This is a genomic window from Rugamonas sp. FW305-51 (genome assembly GCF_058786935.1).
On sequence record NZ_JBYSZG010000029.1, the window covers coordinates 59172 to 76211 of the forward strand.

12 protein-coding genes and 1 tRNA gene are annotated in these 17040 nt (G+C 69.7%); 9 read left to right on the top strand and 4 right to left on the bottom strand.

Annotated features, from left to right (window positions below):
- Positions 1 to 41: 41 nt before the first annotated feature.
- Positions 42 to 117 (bottom strand) — tRNA-Gly (locus AC3WOS_RS19095).
- A 163-nt stretch (positions 118 to 280) separates the two neighbouring features.
- Here AC3WOS_RS19095 and AC3WOS_RS19100 point away from each other — a divergent pair.
- The 3 genes from AC3WOS_RS19100 (at position 281) to AC3WOS_RS19110 (ending at position 3119) form a co-directional block, all read left to right on the top strand.
- The gene (locus AC3WOS_RS19100) at positions 281 to 1924 is read left to right on the top strand and encodes a Na+/H+ antiporter (protein ID WP_492717605.1); all 1644 of its coding nucleotides are present in this window, start codon (positions 281 to 283) and stop codon (positions 1922 to 1924) included.
- Between the two features lie 57 nt (positions 1925 to 1981).
- Complete coding sequence (locus AC3WOS_RS19105; RefSeq protein WP_182155893.1) at positions 1982 to 2209, top strand: hypothetical protein; 228 nt, start codon at positions 1982 to 1984, stop codon at positions 2207 to 2209.
- A gap of 145 nt (positions 2210 to 2354) precedes the next feature.
- The gene (locus tag AC3WOS_RS19110; protein WP_492717606.1) at positions 2355 to 3119 is read left to right on the top strand and encodes a class I SAM-dependent methyltransferase; all 765 of its coding nucleotides are present in this window, start codon (positions 2355 to 2357) and stop codon (positions 3117 to 3119) included.
- Positions 3120 to 3163: 44 nt separating this feature from the next.
- On the opposite strand, the gene AC3WOS_RS19115 is transcribed toward AC3WOS_RS19110, so the two are convergent.
- Positions 3164 to 5572 (bottom strand): penicillin acylase family protein, encoded by a 2409-nt coding sequence (locus AC3WOS_RS19115; protein ID WP_492717607.1) that lies wholly within the window; start codon positions 5570 to 5572, stop codon positions 3164 to 3166.
- A gap of 331 nt (positions 5573 to 5903) precedes the next feature.
- On the opposite strand from AC3WOS_RS19115, the gene AC3WOS_RS19120 reads away from it, so the two are divergent.
- Positions 5904 to 6350: a hypothetical protein gene (locus tag AC3WOS_RS19120; protein ID WP_492717608.1), complete on the top strand. Its 447-nt coding sequence runs from the start codon at positions 5904 to 5906 to the stop codon at positions 6348 to 6350.
- 61 nt (positions 6351 to 6411) lie between these two features.
- Here AC3WOS_RS19120 and AC3WOS_RS19125 read toward each other — a convergent pair whose 3' ends face one another.
- Both AC3WOS_RS19125 and AC3WOS_RS19130 read right to left on the bottom strand, forming a co-directional pair.
- The gene (locus AC3WOS_RS19125) at positions 6412 to 7914 is read right to left on the bottom strand and encodes an AMP nucleosidase (protein WP_492717609.1); all 1503 of its coding nucleotides are present in this window, start codon (positions 7912 to 7914) and stop codon (positions 6412 to 6414) included.
- Between the two features lie 208 nt (positions 7915 to 8122).
- Entirely contained in the window at positions 8123 to 9808 is a 1686-nt protein-coding gene (locus AC3WOS_RS19130) for a PHA/PHB synthase family protein (protein WP_492717617.1), read from the bottom strand.
- Between the two features lie 271 nt (positions 9809 to 10079).
- Between AC3WOS_RS19130 and AC3WOS_RS19135 the strand changes: the two genes are divergently transcribed.
- From AC3WOS_RS19135 to AC3WOS_RS19155, 5 genes are read left to right on the top strand one after another with little or no spacing between them, the layout of a single operon-like run.
- Complete coding sequence (locus tag AC3WOS_RS19135) at positions 10080 to 11420, top strand: TolC family protein (RefSeq protein ID WP_492717610.1); 1341 nt, start codon at positions 10080 to 10082, stop codon at positions 11418 to 11420.
- Positions 11421 to 11480: 60 nt separating this feature from the next.
- Positions 11481 to 12590, top strand: coding sequence for an HlyD family secretion protein (locus AC3WOS_RS19140; protein ID WP_492717611.1), 1110 nt, complete (start codon positions 11481 to 11483; stop codon positions 12588 to 12590).
- Positions 12569 to 14683: an ATP-binding cassette domain-containing protein gene (locus tag AC3WOS_RS19145; protein ID WP_492717612.1), complete on the top strand. Its 2115-nt coding sequence runs from the start codon at positions 12569 to 12571 to the stop codon at positions 14681 to 14683. The genes AC3WOS_RS19140 and AC3WOS_RS19145 overlap by 22 nt, the downstream gene beginning before the upstream one ends.
- Entirely contained in the window at positions 14680 to 15834 is a 1155-nt protein-coding gene (locus AC3WOS_RS19150; protein ID WP_492717613.1) for an ABC transporter permease, read from the top strand. Before AC3WOS_RS19145 ends, AC3WOS_RS19150 begins: the two co-directional genes overlap by 4 nt.
- A 10-nt stretch (positions 15835 to 15844) precedes the next feature.
- A complete protein-coding gene (locus AC3WOS_RS19155; protein WP_492717614.1) occupies positions 15845 to 17017 on the top strand; it encodes an ABC transporter permease in 1173 nt (390 codons plus the stop codon).
- Positions 17018 to 17040: the final 23 nt, after the last annotated feature.

Genomic DNA, 17040 nt, shown 5'->3' on the forward strand with positions numbered 1-17040 from the left:
CGAAAAAAAAGGCAGCCGGCAGGCTTCCTTTTTCTTGAATCTGGAGCGGGAGAAGAGTCTCGAACTCTCGACCTCAACCTTGGCAAGGTTGCGCTCTACCAACTGAGCTACTCCCGCGGAGAGCCCGAATTATGACAGAAAGATTTCCGCTTGACCAGTGCCCCACACCAACTTTACGAAAAAACATGATTGCCGCCTTCCCCTATAATAAGGCGCCCGCGGCGGGCAAGGTGCTGGCAAACCCGGGGCAAACGCGGGGCGAATTCGACAAGGGACAGGAATGGATGCAATCGAGGTGGTGCTGGCCATGCTGCTGGCCGTGGTGGCCAGCGCCTTCATCGTGCGGGTGCTGCCGCGCGCGCCGCTGCCGCTGGTGCAGATCGGGCTGGGCGCGCTGATCGCGGCCAAGTCCAGTCATGGCGTGGACCTGGAGCCGGAACTGTTCTTCCTCACCTTCCTGCCGCCGCTGCTGTTCCTGGACGGCTGGCGCATCCCCAAGCACGGCCTGCTGCGCGACAAGGGCACGATACTGGAACTGGCGCTGGGGCTGGTCGTGTTCACCGTCGTCGGCGCCGGCTTCCTGATCCACTGGATGATACCGGCCATGCCGCTGCCGGTGGCGTTCGCGCTGGCGGCCATCGTCTCGCCCACCGACCCGGTGGCCGTGTCGGCCATCGCCGCCCGCGCCCCCATCCCCAAGCGCCTGATGCACATCCTGGAGGGCGAATCGCTGCTCAACGACGCCAGCGGCCTGGTGTGCTTCCGCTTTGCCGTGGCAGCCGCGCTGACCGGCCATTTCTCGCCCGCTACGGCCGCCCTCACCTTTTTGTGGCTGGCCCTGGGCGGACTGGCGGCCGGGGTGCTGGTCACGCTGCTGGTCACGTACGCCCAGCGCTGGCTCACGGCCCGCTTCGGCGAGCCGGCCGGCTCGCCCATCCTGGTCAACCTGCTGCTGCCGTTCGGCGCCTACCTGGGGGCCGAGCACCTGCACGCGTCCGGCATCCTGGCGGCCGTGGCGGCCGGCGTCACCATGAGCTATGTGGAGCTGAGCGGCCACGCGCTGGCGGCCACCCGCATCCACCGCGCCGCCGTGTGGGACACGGTGCAGTTCGCGCTGAACGGCATCATGTTCGTGCTGCTGGGCGAACAGCTGCCCGACATCTTCCGCGGCGCCAGCGCCTCCATCGCCCAGGGCGGCCACGCCAACCCGTGGTGGCTGGCCGGCTACGCGCTGGCCATCAGCGCCGGCCTGCTGGTGCTGCGCTGCGGCTGGGTGTGGGCCTCGCTGCGGCTGAGCATCTTCAAGCAGCACATGCGGGGCCAGCCCCGCATCCAGATCCAGCCACGCCTGCTGCTGGCCACCTCGCTGGCCGGCGTGCGCGGCACCATTACCCTGGCCGGCGTGCTGACGCTGCCGCTGGTGCTGCCCGACGGCTCGCCCTTCCCCGCGCGCGACCTGACAGTGTTCCTGGCCAGCGCCGTGATCCTGGTCTCGCTGCTGGCGGCCAGCATCGGCCTGCCGCGCCTGCTCGAAGGCATGCACTTCCCGGACGAACCGGCCGACCAGCAGGCCGAGGACCGGGCCCGGCGCGACGCGGCCACGGCCGCCATCGTCGCCGTCGAGGCGGCCCAGGTGGCGCTGATGCCGCGCAGCGCCGACGCCCAGGCCTGGCCGCAGGCGGCCGCGCGCGTGATCGCGCTGTACCGGCACCGGCTGCACGAAGCCGACGGCGATGGCGAGGGCGACGGCGGCAGCCGCGCGGCGCTGCGCGAACTGGCCGGGGCCGAGCAGGCCCTGCGCCTGGCCGCGCTGGCGGCCGAGCGCGACGCCATCTACCGCCTGGCGCGCCACGACCTGCTGCCCGACGACCTGACCCGCAAGCTGGTGCGCGAGATCGACCTGGTCGAGGCGCGCTACCGCTGACGCGCCGCCATCGCGCTACAATCCCCTTTTCAGAACCACACGAAGAACAACATCATGATGACCATCTTTGCCGCTCCCGTATTCGACGCCACCGTCATTTTCGAGGACAAGGAATTATTCAAGGGCCAGGGCGCCGCCAAGGGCTGGGCCGAAAAGCTGGCGCGCGAACTGGAAACGGAGATCACCGTGCAAAAGATCGGCACCGGCTGGGCCCTGTGCGGCACCGTCGACGGCGAAGCGTGCCAGTGGGGCATCCACGGCCAGCGCCTCAAGCGCATCAACTGATCAATCAACTGAGCACCCCGCCTGCCAGCGTTGTTTTAGCGTTCGATTAAGGTTGACTTAACAATAGCAGCCGCTTTTCGGGTATTTTATGGGTCGGCGCCGCCACGCGCCGCGCCATTCAACCTAACCTGAAGGGGCCGTCCACATGAACCATCCTCGACTCACGCAACGCCTGACTCTCGCCGCGCTTACCCTGGGCCTGGCCGCCCTGGCCGGGCCGGGCACCGCCCTGGCCGAAGCCACCACCAGCGCCGCCGGCGCCCCCCAGTACGCCGCCATCATCGCCAGCCCGCTGCGCACGGCCGACGACATCAAAGGTGACGCCAAGCGCAAGCCGGCCGTGTTCCTGGCCTTCACCGGCGTGCAGCCGGGCATGAAGGTGCTGGACGTGGCCGCCGGCGGCGGCTCCACCTCGCAGCTGCTGGCGCTGGCCGTGGGCAGTGGCGGCGAAGTCTGGGCCCAGGCCCAGAAGGCCTCGCCGGCCATGGAAAAGCGCCTGGCCGAGCATCCGCAGGCCAACCTGCACCCGGTGCTGCAAAGCTTCGACAACCCGGTGCCGGCCGGCGCGCCGCCGCTGGACCTGGTCACGCTGATCATGAACTACCATGACATCGTCAACCTGCCGACCGACCGCGCGGCCATGAACAAGCACATTTACGATGCCCTCAAGCCGGGCGGCCACTACATCGTGATCGACAACGCGGCCAAGGCCGGCAGCGGCCTGTCGGCCACCAACACCCTGCACCGCATCGACGAGGCGACGCTGGTGGCGGAAGTGACCAAGGCCGGCTTCGCCGTCGAAGGCACCAGCGACTACCTGCGCGTGCCGTCCGACCCGCGCGAGCAGCCGTTCTTCAAGATGGACGGCAAGCCGGACGACAAGTTCGCCATCCGCTTCGTGAAGAAGTAAGCCGGCACGGCGGGCCGCGCGTTGGCGCCGGCCCGCCGTTTTTTTTAACGCACGAAGGTCAGCGTGTGCGCGGCGGGGCCGGGCAGCAGCGGCGTCTGGCGGCCAGCCACCCAGTCGGCCCGGCCGTCGAGGAAGTACGGCGACAGCGGGTGGCCGCTCTGCCCGCCCGGCATGTTGAAGATGCCCTGCTCCTCCTTGCCCGGCGTCACCGTCAACCGCTCCGACTGGCCGAACGTGGGACCGGCCACGCGCGGCATGTGACTGTCGCCGGCCAGCATGTCGGCCGGCACCTTGAGCCAGCGGCCCAGCACTGGTACGGCGCTGCTGAACGGATGGGCGCTGGCGGCCGTGTTGCGCTGGCCCCAGGTGGCAGCCGCCAGCGGCTGTCCATCCTTGGTCAGGTCGGCGACCACGCGGTCGATCGCGGCCAGCTGCACTTCCTGCCAGCTGGCGTAGGGCGCGGGCAGCCAGGCGGCGGGCTGCACGTCCAGCAGGCGCGCCAGCACCACCGGCCAGCGCGACGTGACGGCGGCCATGTTCGATTTGGCGTCGAGCCGTGCCAGCTCGCCGTTGGCCTGCTCGAACACGATGTCGTACAGCGCGTGCATGTAGCCGCGCGCGATGCGGTAGCCGGCCGAATCGACGCTGGCATGGCCGCTCCAGTTGTCCTTCAGCAGCCGCAGCGCCTCGGCGCGCTGGGCATGGCCGGCCACGGCCTTGCCATTGTCGGCCATGAGCGCCTTGAGCGCCCTGTCACGCCAGCCTTGCATGAACACGGCGCGGTCGTCCAGCCCCACCGCATACACTTGCGGCACGCCCGTCTTCGCGCCCAACGCCAGCAGGTCGTCGCGCACCTGGTGGGTGCGCGCCCCCAGGTCGAAGCCGCCGTCGCCGATCAGTTCCGCGCCGGCGCCGGCCAGCTGGCGGCTGTTGGCGGTGGCCAGCTGGCCGCCGGCCGGATTGAACACGCGTGGATAGTCGGCCGGCGCCAGCCAGCCCTGCCACACGCCGGCCGCCTCGCCCGCCGCCAGTGGATAAGTGGCCGCCTCGCCCGTGGCGGCGCGCCTGGGCAGCGGGCCGGCGATGCTCCAGCCGATGTTGCCGCGATCGTCGCCGGCTACCATGTTCTGGGCCGGGATGCCCATGGTGGGGGCGATGGCCAGCGCCTGTTCCACCGAGTTGGCCGCTTCCAGCTGCAAGGCGTTGAAGTTGACGGCGGCCGGCGTGTGGGCCGCCCAATGCACGGCGTACTGGCGTCCGGCCACGTCACGGATGGGCCCGAGCGACGTCTCGCGCACCACCAGCCTGTCGGCCGGCGCGCCCTTGACGAGGATGGTCTCCTCGTGCACGGCCGGGGTCTCCCAGCCGCCCTGGGTGCGCACCTGGCCGGCGTGGGCGGGGTCGGTGTCGAGCGCGATCAGGTCCAGGTAGTCGCCGTAGCTATTGGTAAAGCCCCAGGCCACGCGGCCATTGCTGCCCACCACCACGGCCGGCGTGCCGGGCAGGGTCACGCCCACCACGCGGCGCTGGCCGCCGGCCGCGTCCGGAAACTGCAGGGCGGCCCGGTACCAGGTGTTGGGCAGCTGTATGCCCAGGTGCATATCGTCGGACACGATGGCGCCGCCATCGGCGCTGCGGCTGCCCGCCACGGCCCAGTTGTTACTGCCCACCATGTCGACGAAGGCGGCCGACGCCGTCTGCGGCGCGTTCGGCGCGCGCGGTTTGCCCCACCAGACCGGCGGCGCGGGCGGAATGGGCGCGTCGGCCACGGCCAGCCGGTCCGCGTCCAGCGGCGCGTCCCACAGGCTGGCGGACGGCGCGAGGAAGGCGCGCTGGGCCGCGTCAGTGTGTTCCATCAGCCAGCCGCGGGCCAGTTCGCGCGGCTCCTGGCCGCCCTGCAGGTCGAAATACATGGCCCAGATCACCAGCAGCGTATCCTCGGGCGACCACGGGCGGGGCGCCATGCCGATCAGCGCATATTCGAACGGCCTGGTACGCAGGCCCTGCAAGCCGGCGTTGACGCCGCCCACGTAACGGTCCAGCAGCGCGCGCTGGGCGGCCGGCATGGCTTGCAGCGCCAGCGCCGCGCGGGCGCGGAAGCGGTGCAGCCGGTGCGCGCGGTCCATACCGAGCGCGCGGGCACCGAACAGTTCGGACAATTCACCGGCCGCCACCCGGCGCAGCAGGTCCATCTGGAAGTAGCGGTCCTGGGCGTGGACAAAACCGGTGGCATAGGCCACGTCGAGCCGGTCGGTTCCGCTGATGAGCGGCACGCCGTGCGCGTCGCGCGCCACGCTGACCTGGCCATGCAGGGCCGGCGCATGCAGTTCGCCGTCCAGCTGCGCCATGCTGGCGCGCAGGTAGAGCCAGCCGCCCAGCGCACTGGCCGCCACCAGCCCCGCCGCGCCCAGCGCGATACGCCCCGACCACACCCTCACCCTGCTCTTCTGCATGCAAACTCCCTTTCGTCAGCGTTCATTTGTCAGCGGCTGACACCGGCGCCAGCCAGCGGGCAAGTTTGCCAGAAATCGGCGCACGGCGATAGCTGGTGTGAACGGCCCCGCCGCGCGATCCGCGGCAACGGCCGGCGCGCCCGATACCAGGGCGGCCACGGTCGCGCGCGCGTGCAGACCGTGCAAAAGTGACGGCAACGCCGCCCGCATCTGCTACATTAGGCGAACCACCGGCTCGCGTAGCTCGGCGCCGGCCACGCCTGAGCGCACGGCCAACAAGCTGCCACCGGGCGCCCGGCGCCCATCAACCAGTATGGGGGAAGTAAAAAGTATGTCGATGTCGCTGCAAACCGTTACCCGCGCCGTGGCCGGCGCACTGCTGCTTACCGCCACCGCCCTGCCTGCCGGCGCGGCCGAACCCGATACCTGCAAGCTCGCCGCCCCACCGCGCCAGGCGGCATTGACGATCACGCACGGCTCGCCGTTCTTCGTTTTTCCGGCCCAGCTGCCTGCCGCGTTCAGCGGCTGCCAGACCATGTGGAACGCGCATGGCGAGCCCTGGTTCATCCTCACCTTCGTGCAAGGCGCGGTGGTCCAGTATGCGGCAACGGCGGCCGCCCAGGATGCCGACAACCGGCTCTGCACCTACCAGGACGGCAAGGCGGTGGGCACGGGCGCCCCGTCCTGTCCCGCCTATCACGAAGTCAGGAACGGCTTCCGCGTCTCGCCCGAAGCCAGCCGTATCAAGGTGCCTGCCGACCGCGACCCGCGCCGATAATCGGAAAGCGGGCCTGCGCCCGGCACGGGACGCGGCGCCGGCGTCCCCCGCCGTGGGCACGCTACTGGAACGCCACCTCCGTAAAACTGCGCAGCTTGCGGCTGTGCAGCTTGTCCACCCCCAGCGCGCGCAGCATTTCCATGGCGCGGATGCCGATGCGCAGGTGCTGGTCGACCCGCTCGCGGTAGAAGTGGTTGGCCATGCCGGGCAGCTTGATCTCGCCGTGCATGGGCTTGTCGCTCACGCACAGCAAGGTGCCGTACGGGACGCGGAAGCGGAAGCCGTTGGCGGCAATGGTGGCGCTCTCCATGTCCAGCGCCACGGCCCGGCTCTGGCTGAAACGGCGCTCCGGCGTGCGCTGCGGCAGCAGCTCCCAGTTGCGGTTGTCGGTGCTGGCCACGGTCCCCGTGCGCATCACGCGCTTGAGGTCATGGCCCGTCAGCTGGGTCACCTCGGCCACGGCCGCCTCGATCGCCACCTGCACTTCGGCCAGCGGCGGGATCGGCACCCACAGCGGCAAGTCTTCGTCCAGCACATGGTCCTCGCGCACGTAGCCGTGGGCCAGCACATAGTCGCCCAGCTGCTGGGTGTTGCGCAGGCCGGCGCAGTGGCCCAGCATCAGCCAGGCGTGCGGGCGCAGCACGGCCACGTGGTCGGTGATGGTCTTGGCGTTGGCCGGCCCGACACCGATGTTGACCATGCTGATGCCGCTGCCGTCGGCCCGGATCAGGTGGTAGCCCGGCATTTGCGGCAGGCGCGGCAACGGCGCGCCGTGCGCGTCGCCCGCCTCGGCGGCCGTGCCCACGCGGCGCGTGACGAGGTTACCCGGCTCGATGAAGGCGATATAGTCGTCCTGCCCGTCCTGCAGCGGTTCGCTCATCAGGGCCAGGCCCAGCTTGACGAATTCGTCGATGTAGAACTGGTAGTTCGTAAACAGCACGAACTTCTGGAAGTGTTCCGGCGAGGTGCCCGTGTAGTGGCGCAGGCGCTGCAGCGAATAGTCCACCCGCGGCGCCGTGAACAGGGCCAGCGGCTCGGCCTTGCCGGGCGGCGTTTCGTGGGTGCCGTTGGCGATGCCGTCGTCCATGGCGCCCAGGTCCGGCAAGTCGAACACGTCGCGCATCAGCAGGCGCCGCTCGGCGCTCAGGCTGCCTTCGATGTGTTCGTGCTCGGCGAACGAGAAGTGGATGGGGATGGGCTGGGTGCTGATGCCCACCTGCAGGTGGACCGACTGGCGGCTGCCGTGGTTCTTCAGCAGCAGGCGGAATTGCTGCTGGTAGTACTGCGCGTACAGGTCGGGCCGGGTCAGCGTGGTTTCGTAGGTGCCTGGGCCGGCCACGAAGCCGAACGAGAGACGCGAATCGGCGCGCGCCACCGTGTCCGTATGCACCCGCACGAAGGGGTAGCAGGCCCGCACCCGCTCGCCCACATCATCGCCGGCCACGAAGCGCCGCATGGCTTCGCGCAGGTGGGCGATACTGCCGTCGTAGATGGTCTTGACTTGCTCCCAGGCGGCGACCGGATCGTCAAACAGCATGGGGGCGATGAACGGACGGTGGTGCATGATGGCTCCTTCGATGGTCTGCGTTGGGGCCGCGGCGGCGGCAGCGCCACGGACGGGCGGCGCGCAGGATCGCAGGGACGGCGCTGGGCGACGGCGAACGTGGAGCAATAAGCGCCAGTGTAAGCGAAATCGGCCCTTGCCGTGGAGCCAAGGCAAGTTTTTTGCTGGCAACGCCGGCGCGGGCGGCCGGCGCGCCGTTCGCGGCGCCCTATTTGCCCAGCACGTACTGGCCCGGCGCGTCGCACAGGGCCTTGCCCATCTTGGGTGGCGGCACCAGCTCGGGCGAGGAATGGCGGGTCAGCCAGGCATGCCAGTGGGGCCACCACGAACCTTCCGTGACTTCCGCCGTCTGCTGCCATTCGTCGGGACTCATGAAGTGCGAGCCGGGCGGCCGGTGGGCCATGGACTTGAAGCTGCGGTTGGCGTGCCCCGGTTCGCACACGATGCCGGCGTTGTGGCCGCCCGAGGCCAGCACGAAGTCCACCGGCGCGTCGGCCAGCAGATGGATCTTGTAGACCGACTTCCACGGCGAGACGTGGTCGCGCCCCGTGCCCACCACGTACATGGGCGCCTTGATGTCCGACACGGCGGCCGCCTTGCCGTCCACGCAGAAGCGGCCTTCAGCCAGGTCGTTATCGAGGAACAGGTGCTTGAGGTATTCGCTGTGCATGCGGTAGGGCATGCGCGTGGTGTCGGCGTTCCACGCCATCAGGTCGTTGGGGATGCTGCGCTGGCCCATCAGGTATTCGCGCATGATGCGCGACCAGATCATGTCGCGCGAATTGAGCAGCCGGAACGAGCCGGCCATCTGCGAGCCGTCCAGGTAGCCGTGCTGCCACATCATGGCGTCCAGGAAGGCCAGCTCGCTGTGGTCGATGAACAGGCCCAGTTCGCCCGGGTCGCTGAAGTCGGTCTGCGCGGCCAGCAGCGACACGCTCTTGAGCTTGCCCTCGTGGCGGTGCCGGCCCGACCCGTACACGGCCGCCGCGATGGCCAGCAACGTGCCGCCCAGGCAGTAGCCGACGGCGTGGATGGGCTGCCCCGTCAGGCGATCCACTTCCCGCACCGTGTCGAACACGCCGTGCCGCAGGTAGTCGAGCATGCCCAGGTTGCGGTCGGCCGCCACCGGATTGCGCCACGAGGCCAGGTAGACCGTGTGGCCCTGCTCCACCAGGTAGCGCACCATGGAGTTGTGCGGCGACAGGTCGAGGATGTAGTACTTCATGATCCAGGACGGGATGATCAGGATCGGTTCGCGGTACACCTTGGCCGTCTGCGGCTTGTACTGGATCAGCTCGACCAGCTCGTTGCGGTACACCACCTTGCCCGGCGTGACGGCCACGTTGCGGCCCACTTCGTAGGAATTTTGCTCGTCCTTGGGCGCCTGGCCCCGCCCGCCCAGGTCCTGCAGCCAGTTGGACCAGCCTTTGAGCACGCTCTGGCCCTGGGTTTCATACGCCTTGCGCAGCACTTCGGGATTGGTCCAGAAGTAGTTCGACGGCGAGGCCACGTCCAGCAGCTGGCGCGCCGTGAAGCTGACCACGTCCGCATGGTGGGCCGACACGCCGCGCACGCCGCTGGTGGCCTCGCGCCAGAACTGCTCCGTCTGCAGGAAGGTGTGCGACAGCGCGTTGAACGGCCAGCTGCCCCATTCGGGCGCCGAGAAGCGGTTCTCGCCTTCGCGCCGCTCCGGCGTCATGGCGGCCCGGTCGCCGGCCAGCTTGGTGGCCAGTTCCAGCAGTTCCAGCTGCTTGCCGGGCGAAGCGGCCAGGTGCAGCAGCCAGTCCTGGAATGCCAGCGACATGGCGATGGGCGACACGCCGCCCGTGATCTTGGCCACCGCGCTTTGCAGGCGCAGGTCGAGCGGGTTGGTGGAAACGCCATGGCCGTCCATGTAGCAGGCCGGATGCTGCTCGGCCTTGGCGGCCGTCACGGGTTCGGACTGGGTGGTCGCGTCATTCAGGTTCACGATTGCTCCTTCTAGAATTGATTTTCATTATGGCAAGTGGCGAACGTTGATGTATTTGATCTAGATCAAATACAGCCGGATGACCCGTCCCCTACACTGCACTGCATCAATACCAACCTTTCCGGTATACATGAAAAACAAGAACATACAGCGCCACAGGTGCTGCCAGGCATTCCTCGCCTGCTTAATCGGTGCCATGTGCAACCGCAGCATAGCACTAGAAACGCTGGAGCAGGCGTGGGCCAGCGCACAGCAGGTCGACCACACGGTGGCCGCCGCCGCCGCAAGGGAAGCGGCCGCCAGCCACGGCCTGGCCGCGGCCGAAGCGCACCGCCTGCCCAACGTCAGCCTGACGGCCGGCTACACCCGGCTGCAGTCGGAGCCGGCCGCCGCCATCACCATACCGGCCCTGCACATTAATGGCTTGCCGTTCGCGCAGGATGAAGCTTACTCCGCTGCCGTCAGCTTCAGCGCCCCCCTGTTCACGGCCGGCCGCATCAGCCACGGCATCGCCGCCGCCGGCGCCATGACGGACGCGGCCCGCGCCGCCAGTGTCCTCAGCCGGCAGGAATTGAAGCTGGCCGTGGCCGAGGCCTACGTCACCGTGCTGCGGGCCCAGCGCCTGAACGGCGTGGCCGTGAGCCATGTGACGGCCATCGCGCGCCACGCCGACGATGTGGAGCAACTGTACCGCCAGGGCTATGCGGCCCGGCATGACGTGCTGGCCTCGCAAGTGGCGCTGGCCGACGCCCGCCAGCAGGCGCTGCAGGCGGCCAACGGGGTGGCGCTGGCCGGCGCCGCCTACAACCGGCTGCTGGGCCGCGCCCAGGATGCGCCGACGGAGCTGGCGGAACTGAATGAAACGGCGCAACCGCCAGCCACCGGGGCCGCGCCGGCGCCCGGGGCACTGGCCCCCGCCGGCACCGTGTCGGCAGGGACCGAGGCCGGCATGCCGGCCATCGCCGGCCAGGGCCCTGACCTGGCGAGCATGATCGCGGCGGGCCGCGCCCGGCGCAGCGAACTCGATCAGCTGGGCGCGCAGGAAACGGCTCTGCGGCGCCAGTCCGACAGCGTGGCCGCCCAGCGCGCGCCGCAAGTGGGCTTGAATGGCGGCTGGGGCAAGCTGCAGAACCGCTACCTGGTCGAGGACAAGGGCTGGTGGATAGGCGTGGCCCTCAAGTGGGACTTGTTCGACGGCGGCCAGTTGCGGCGCGAATCGGCCCAGCTGGCGTCCAATGCGCGCGCCGTGGCCGAGCTGCGGGCCGACGCGGCCGACAAGATCGAGCTGCAGGTACGCCAGGCCTGGCTGCGCTGGCAGGAAGCGGGCGCCCGCATCGACGTGGCGCGCGCCGCGCTGGCCCAGGCCGACGAGACGCTGGACCTGTCGCGCGAGCGCTACCGCGCCGGGCTGGCCCCCAACAGCGAAGTGCTGGACGCGGAAACGCGCCGCGCCGGCGCCTACGCCAACCGCGACAACGCCTGGTACGACCGCGCCCTGGCCCGCCTGCGCCTGCAATACGCCAGCGGCAGCCTGTGAGCGCCGTCCTCCGCCGCCGCCCTGCTGCGCCACCCCCATCCCTATTCCGAAAGCCACTCCATGACTGACAAACGCAAATACCTGGGTCCCGCCGTGATCGCGCTGGTGCTGTGCGCCGCAGGCGGCGGCCTGGTCTACTACCTGCTGCACGCGCGCAGCCTGCCCGACGGCCTGATCGCCGCCAGCGGCCGCATCGAGGGCGAGCGCATCGTCGCGGCCAGCAAATTCGCGGGCCGTATCAACACCATGCTGGTGCAGGAAGGCGACAGCGTGAAGGCCGGCGCCGGCGTGGCCCAGCTGGACGACCAGCAGATCGCCACCCGGCTGGAACAGGCGCGCCAGGCCTTCAATGCCGTGCAGGCGCAGGTGCAATCGGCCGAAGCCAGCCTGGCCATCGCCCGGCGCGAAGTGCCGCTGGCCCAGGCCAGCGCCAACGCCGCCGTGAGCCAGGCGCAGGCCGTGCTGGCCAAGGCGCAGGCGGTGGAAGCGCAAGCGGCGCGCGACGCCCAGCGCCACCGCGAACTGTTTGAACACGGCAGCATCGAGCGCCACCGCGCCGAGCAGGCCGACCTGGCCTGGCACGTGGCCCAGGCCGACGTGGCCGCCGCGCGCGAGACGCTGGTGCGCGCGCGCCAGGGCGCAAGCGAGGCGGCGCTGGGCGGCGACAAGGTCAACGCGCGCCAGCAGGAACTGGCGGCGCTCAAGGCGCAGCAAGCCCGCGCGGCCGGCGCCGTGGCCGAGGCGCAGTCCGTCAGCGGCGACCAGCTGGTGGTGGCGCCCGCCGCCGGCGTGGTGGTGGCGCGCCTGCGCGAACCGGGTGAAGTGATCCAGGCCGGCAGCGCCATCGCGGAACTGGCCAACCTGGACGCGCTGCACCTGAAGGTCTATGTGCCGGAAGCCCAGATCGGCAAGGTCAAGCTGGGCCAGCCCGTGCGGCTGTATGTCGATTCGCAGCCGGGCCAGGCGTATGAGGCCAAGGTCAGCTACATCGCCTCGCGCGCCGAGTTCACGCCCAAAGAAGTGCAGACGGCCGACGAGCGGGTCAAGCTGGTGTATGCCGTCAAGCTGGCCATCGCGTCCAATCCCGGCCACCGCCTCACGCCCGGCCTGCCGGCCGACGCCGTGATCCGCTGGGACGAGCACGTGGCATGGCAGAAACCGACGTGGTAAGCGCACCGTCCCTGCTGGTCGAGGCGCGCGGCCTGGGCAAGCGCTATGGCGCCGTGCGCGCCGTCGATGCGGTGGAGCTGGAAGTGCGGCCCGGCGAAATCTATGGCCTGATCGGTCCGGACGGCGCCGGCAAGAGCAGCCTGCTCAAGGCGGTGGCCGGCATCCTGCGCTTCGACAGCGGCACGCTGGACGTGTTCGGCGTGCGCCTGGACAGCGAGCGGGCCTGCGAGCGCATCAAGGATCGCATCGGCCTGATGCCGCAGGGCCTGGGCCAGAATCTGTACGGCGATTTGTCGGTGGAAGAGAACATCGATTACTTCGGCGGCCTGCGCCTGCTGGGCGGCGACGAACTGGCGCGGCGCAAGGACAGCCTGCTGCGCAGCACGCGGCTCGAGGCGTTCCGCGACCGGCCCATGAAGAACCTGTCGGGCGGCATGAAGCAGAAACTGGGGCTGGTGTGCACCCTGATCCACCAGCCGCAGCTGGTGATCCTGGACGAACCGACCACCGGCGTCGATCCCGTGTCGCGGCGCGAGTTCTGGGCCATCCTGGACCGGCTGCTGGCCGAACACGGCACCACGGCGCTGGTGTCGACGGCCTACATGGACGAGGCCAGCCGCTTCCACCGCGTCTCCATGATGCACGAGGGCCGCATGCTGGCCAGCGGCACGCCCGAGCGCATGCGCGCCCTGAGCGCCGGCTGCATCGTGCGCAGCGGCGCCGACGGCCGCCAGGCCGAGGCGCTGGAGCGGCTGCAGCGCAGTTATCCGCAGGCCGAGGCGCTGGGCCGCGAACTGCGCGTGTTCGTCGACGGCGACGATGCCGGCGCCGCGCTGGCGCAGGTGGAGCAGACGCTGGATGGCCTGCCGCACGACGCCTGCGAAGTGCTGGAGCCGGAACTGGAAGACGTGTTCATCGCGCTGCTGCGCCAGCGGGGCGCGCAGGCGGCTGGCGCCGCTGGCGCCCGTCAGGCCACGAACGCATCGGCAACGGGCGCCGCGTCGGCGCACGCCATGACGGCAGCACCCGACGCCACGCCGGCCATCGAAGCCGACCAGCTGACCCGTACTTTCGGCGCCTTCAAGGCCGCCGACGCCGTCAGCTTCCGCGTGCCGCAGGGCGAAATCTTCGGCCTGCTGGGCGCCAACGGCGCCGGCAAGAGCACCGTCATCAAGATGCTGACGGGTATCCTGCGCCCCAGCGACGGGCGTGGCCGCGTGGCCGGCGCCGACATGCGCGACGCCGGGCGCCAGATCCGCGAACGCATCGGCTATATGTCGCAGGCGTTCTCGCTCTACCTCGACCTGACGGTGATGGAAAACATCCGCCTGTATGCCGGCATCTACGCCGTGCCGCCGCAGCTGCAGGCCGAACGCATCGGCTGGGTGCTGGACATGGCCGGCCTGCACCCGTTCGCCGGCGCGCTGGCGGCCAGCCTGCCCATGGGCCTGCGCCAGCGCCTGGCGCTGGGCTGCGCCCTGCTGCACCGGCCGCAGGTGCTGTTCCTGGACGAACCCACGTCGGGCGTGGACCCGGTGGGCCGGCGCGCCTTCTGGGACATCCTGTTCCGCCTGTCGCGCGAGGACAAGGTGACCATCCTCGTCACCACCCACTACATGTCCGAGGCCGAGCACTGCGACCACATCGCCCTGATGTACGCGGGCCGCGTGGTGGCCGACGCCTCGCCCGAACAGCTCAAGGCCGACGTGGAACGCGACGGCGGCAAGCTGTACGAACTGGCCACCGGCGCGCCGCAGCCGCTGCTCGACATGCTGCGCGCCGAAGGACTGGGCCAGGCCGCCCTGTTCGGTTCGCGCATCCACTTGCAGCTGCCCGACCCGCAAGCGGGACTGGCCCGGCTCGACGCCCTGCTGGCCGCGCACGGCCTGCAGGCGGACGCCATCACCGCGCGCCGCCTGTCGATGGAGGACGTGTTCGTCCACCTGGTCACCAAGCTGGAAGCGGCCGACCAGGCCCGCGCCGCCGCCAAGGCGGCCAAGGCGAGCGGCGGGTCGGACGCCGCGGCCACAGCGGCCGCCGCGGCCACAACGGGTGCTGCGCAATCATCGCCAAAACAGGGAGCGGCCACATGAACCTGCACCGCATCGCCGTCGTCGCCTACAAGGAGTGGCGCGAGATCGTGCGCGACCGGCTGTTCTTCGCGCTGGCCTTCATCGTGCCATCGCTGCTGATGCTGCTGTTCGGCTACGGCCTGTCGCTGGACGTGGAGCACATTCCGCTGGCGGTGGTCGACTACGACCAGAGCGCCCAGTCGCGCGACTACGCGCACCGCTTCACCGACTCCCGCTATTTCGAGTTCTACGGCTACGGCAAGAACGAGGAGGCGCTGCACAAGCTGGTGGTCAACAACACGCTGCGCGCCGTGATCGTGATCCCGCCCCAGTTCGGCGCGCGCCTGGCCAGCGGCCACCCGGCCGAAGTGCAGACCTGGATCGACGGCACCTTCCCGTTCCGCGCGCTGACGGCCAAGGGCTACGTGGCCGCCATCAACGCCGCCGCCACGCTGGAACGCATGGCCCGCTGGCTGGGCGACGCCAACGGCGTGCCGGCGGCCAGCGTGCGCGCCCTGCTGCAGCCTGTGCGGCTGGAGACGCGCTACCTGTACAACCAGGAAGTCAAGAGCATCTGGTCGATCGCGCCCAAGCTGATCATGGTGATCCTGATGCTGTCGCCGCCGTTCCTGACGGCGCTGGGCGTGGTGCGGGAAAAGGAATCGGGCGCCATCTACAACGTCTACGCCTCCACCCTGTCGCGCGGCGAATACCTGGTCGGCAAGCTCACGCCCTATGTCGGCATTTCCATCATCAACGCCCTGCTGCTGACGGCCATGGCGCTGCTGCTGTTCGGCGCGCCGTTCAAGGGCAATCCGCTGCTGTTCCTGTTCGCCACCGTGCTGTACGTGATCTGCACCACCGGCATCGGGCTGCTGGTGTCGGTGCTGGTCAACACCCAGGTGGCGGCCATGGTGGGCACGGCCATCGTGACGGTGGTGCCGGCCGTGCTCTATTCGGGCATGATCATTCCCATCCCGTCGCTGTCGGCCGAAGCGGCCCTGATCGCCCACCTGCTGCCGGGCATGTACTACGCCGATATCGCCACCGGCAGCTTCCTCAAGGGCGCCGGCCTGGCCGCGCTATGGCAGGACCTGCTGATCCTGGCCCTGTACGCGGCGGCGCTGTTCACGGCCGGCTTCCTCGGCTTCCACAAGCGCCCCGCCAACTGACATGAAGACAATGACGCCAACGACTCTCCGACTCTGGCCCGATGCAACCTGGTGGCGCCGCCTGCGCGTGATGACGTGGAAGGAACTGGTGCAGCTGATGCGCGACCCGCTGCTGCTGCTGTTCGTGGTCTACGCCTTCTCGGCCGACATCTACAACGCCGCCGCCGGCGTCACCCTGCAGCTCAACAACGCGGCGCTGGCCGTGCTCGACATGGACCGCAGCGCCGCCTCGCGCGAGCTGGCCGGGCGCTTCCTGGCGCCCGAATTCCGCCAGATCGGCAGCGCCGGCCACGCGGCCACGGGCCAGGCCCTGCTCGACAAGGGCCAGGCCATGGCCCTGCTGGACGTGCCGCCCGGCTTCGGCGCCGCGCTGGCGCGGGGCGAACCGGCCTCGGTACAGATGCAGATCGACGCCTCCAACTCGGTGCAGGGTTTCCTGACGTCGGTGGACGCGGCCCAGATCGTGGCCCGCTACGGCCTGGAGACGGCCGCCGCCCGCCTTGGCCTGAGCCTGAGCGGCGCGGCGCCGGACGGTCCGCTGATCGACAACCGGGTGCGGGTCTGGTTCAACCCCAACCAGAACGACGCCTGGTTCATGGGCATCTCCGAACTGCTGAACGTGATCACGCTGTTCTCCATGCTGCTGCCGGCGGCCGCCATGGTGCGCGAGAAGGAACGGGGCACCATCGAGCAGCTGCTGGTATCGCCGCTGGGCCCCTTGCAGATCATGGTGCCCAAGATCCTGGCCATGGTGGCCGTGATCCTGTGCGGCACGGCGCTGGGCCTGTTCGGGCTGTTGATCCCCGTGTTCGGCGTGCCGGTGCAGGGCAGCCTGCTGCTGTTCTTTGCCGTCTGCACGGCCTACATCTGCACCCTGGCCGGGATCGGCATCCTGATCGCCACCGTCACCCGCAACATGGCGCAGGCGGGCATGATGGTGATCCTGATCCTGGCGCCGATGATGTTCCTGTCCGGCGCCTGGACCCCGCCGGAAGCCATGCCGGCCGTGATGCGGGCGCTGATGTATGCCTCGCCGCTGTACTATTTCATCAACGCCAGCTACGGCATCCTGCTCAAGGGCGCCGGGCTGCTCAGCCTGTGGCCCATGATCGCGGGCATACTGGGGCTGGGCCTGGCCGTGGGCGTGGCCTGCACGCTGCGCTTCACCCGCCAGTTCGGCTAACCGCACACCACCCACCCACCCAC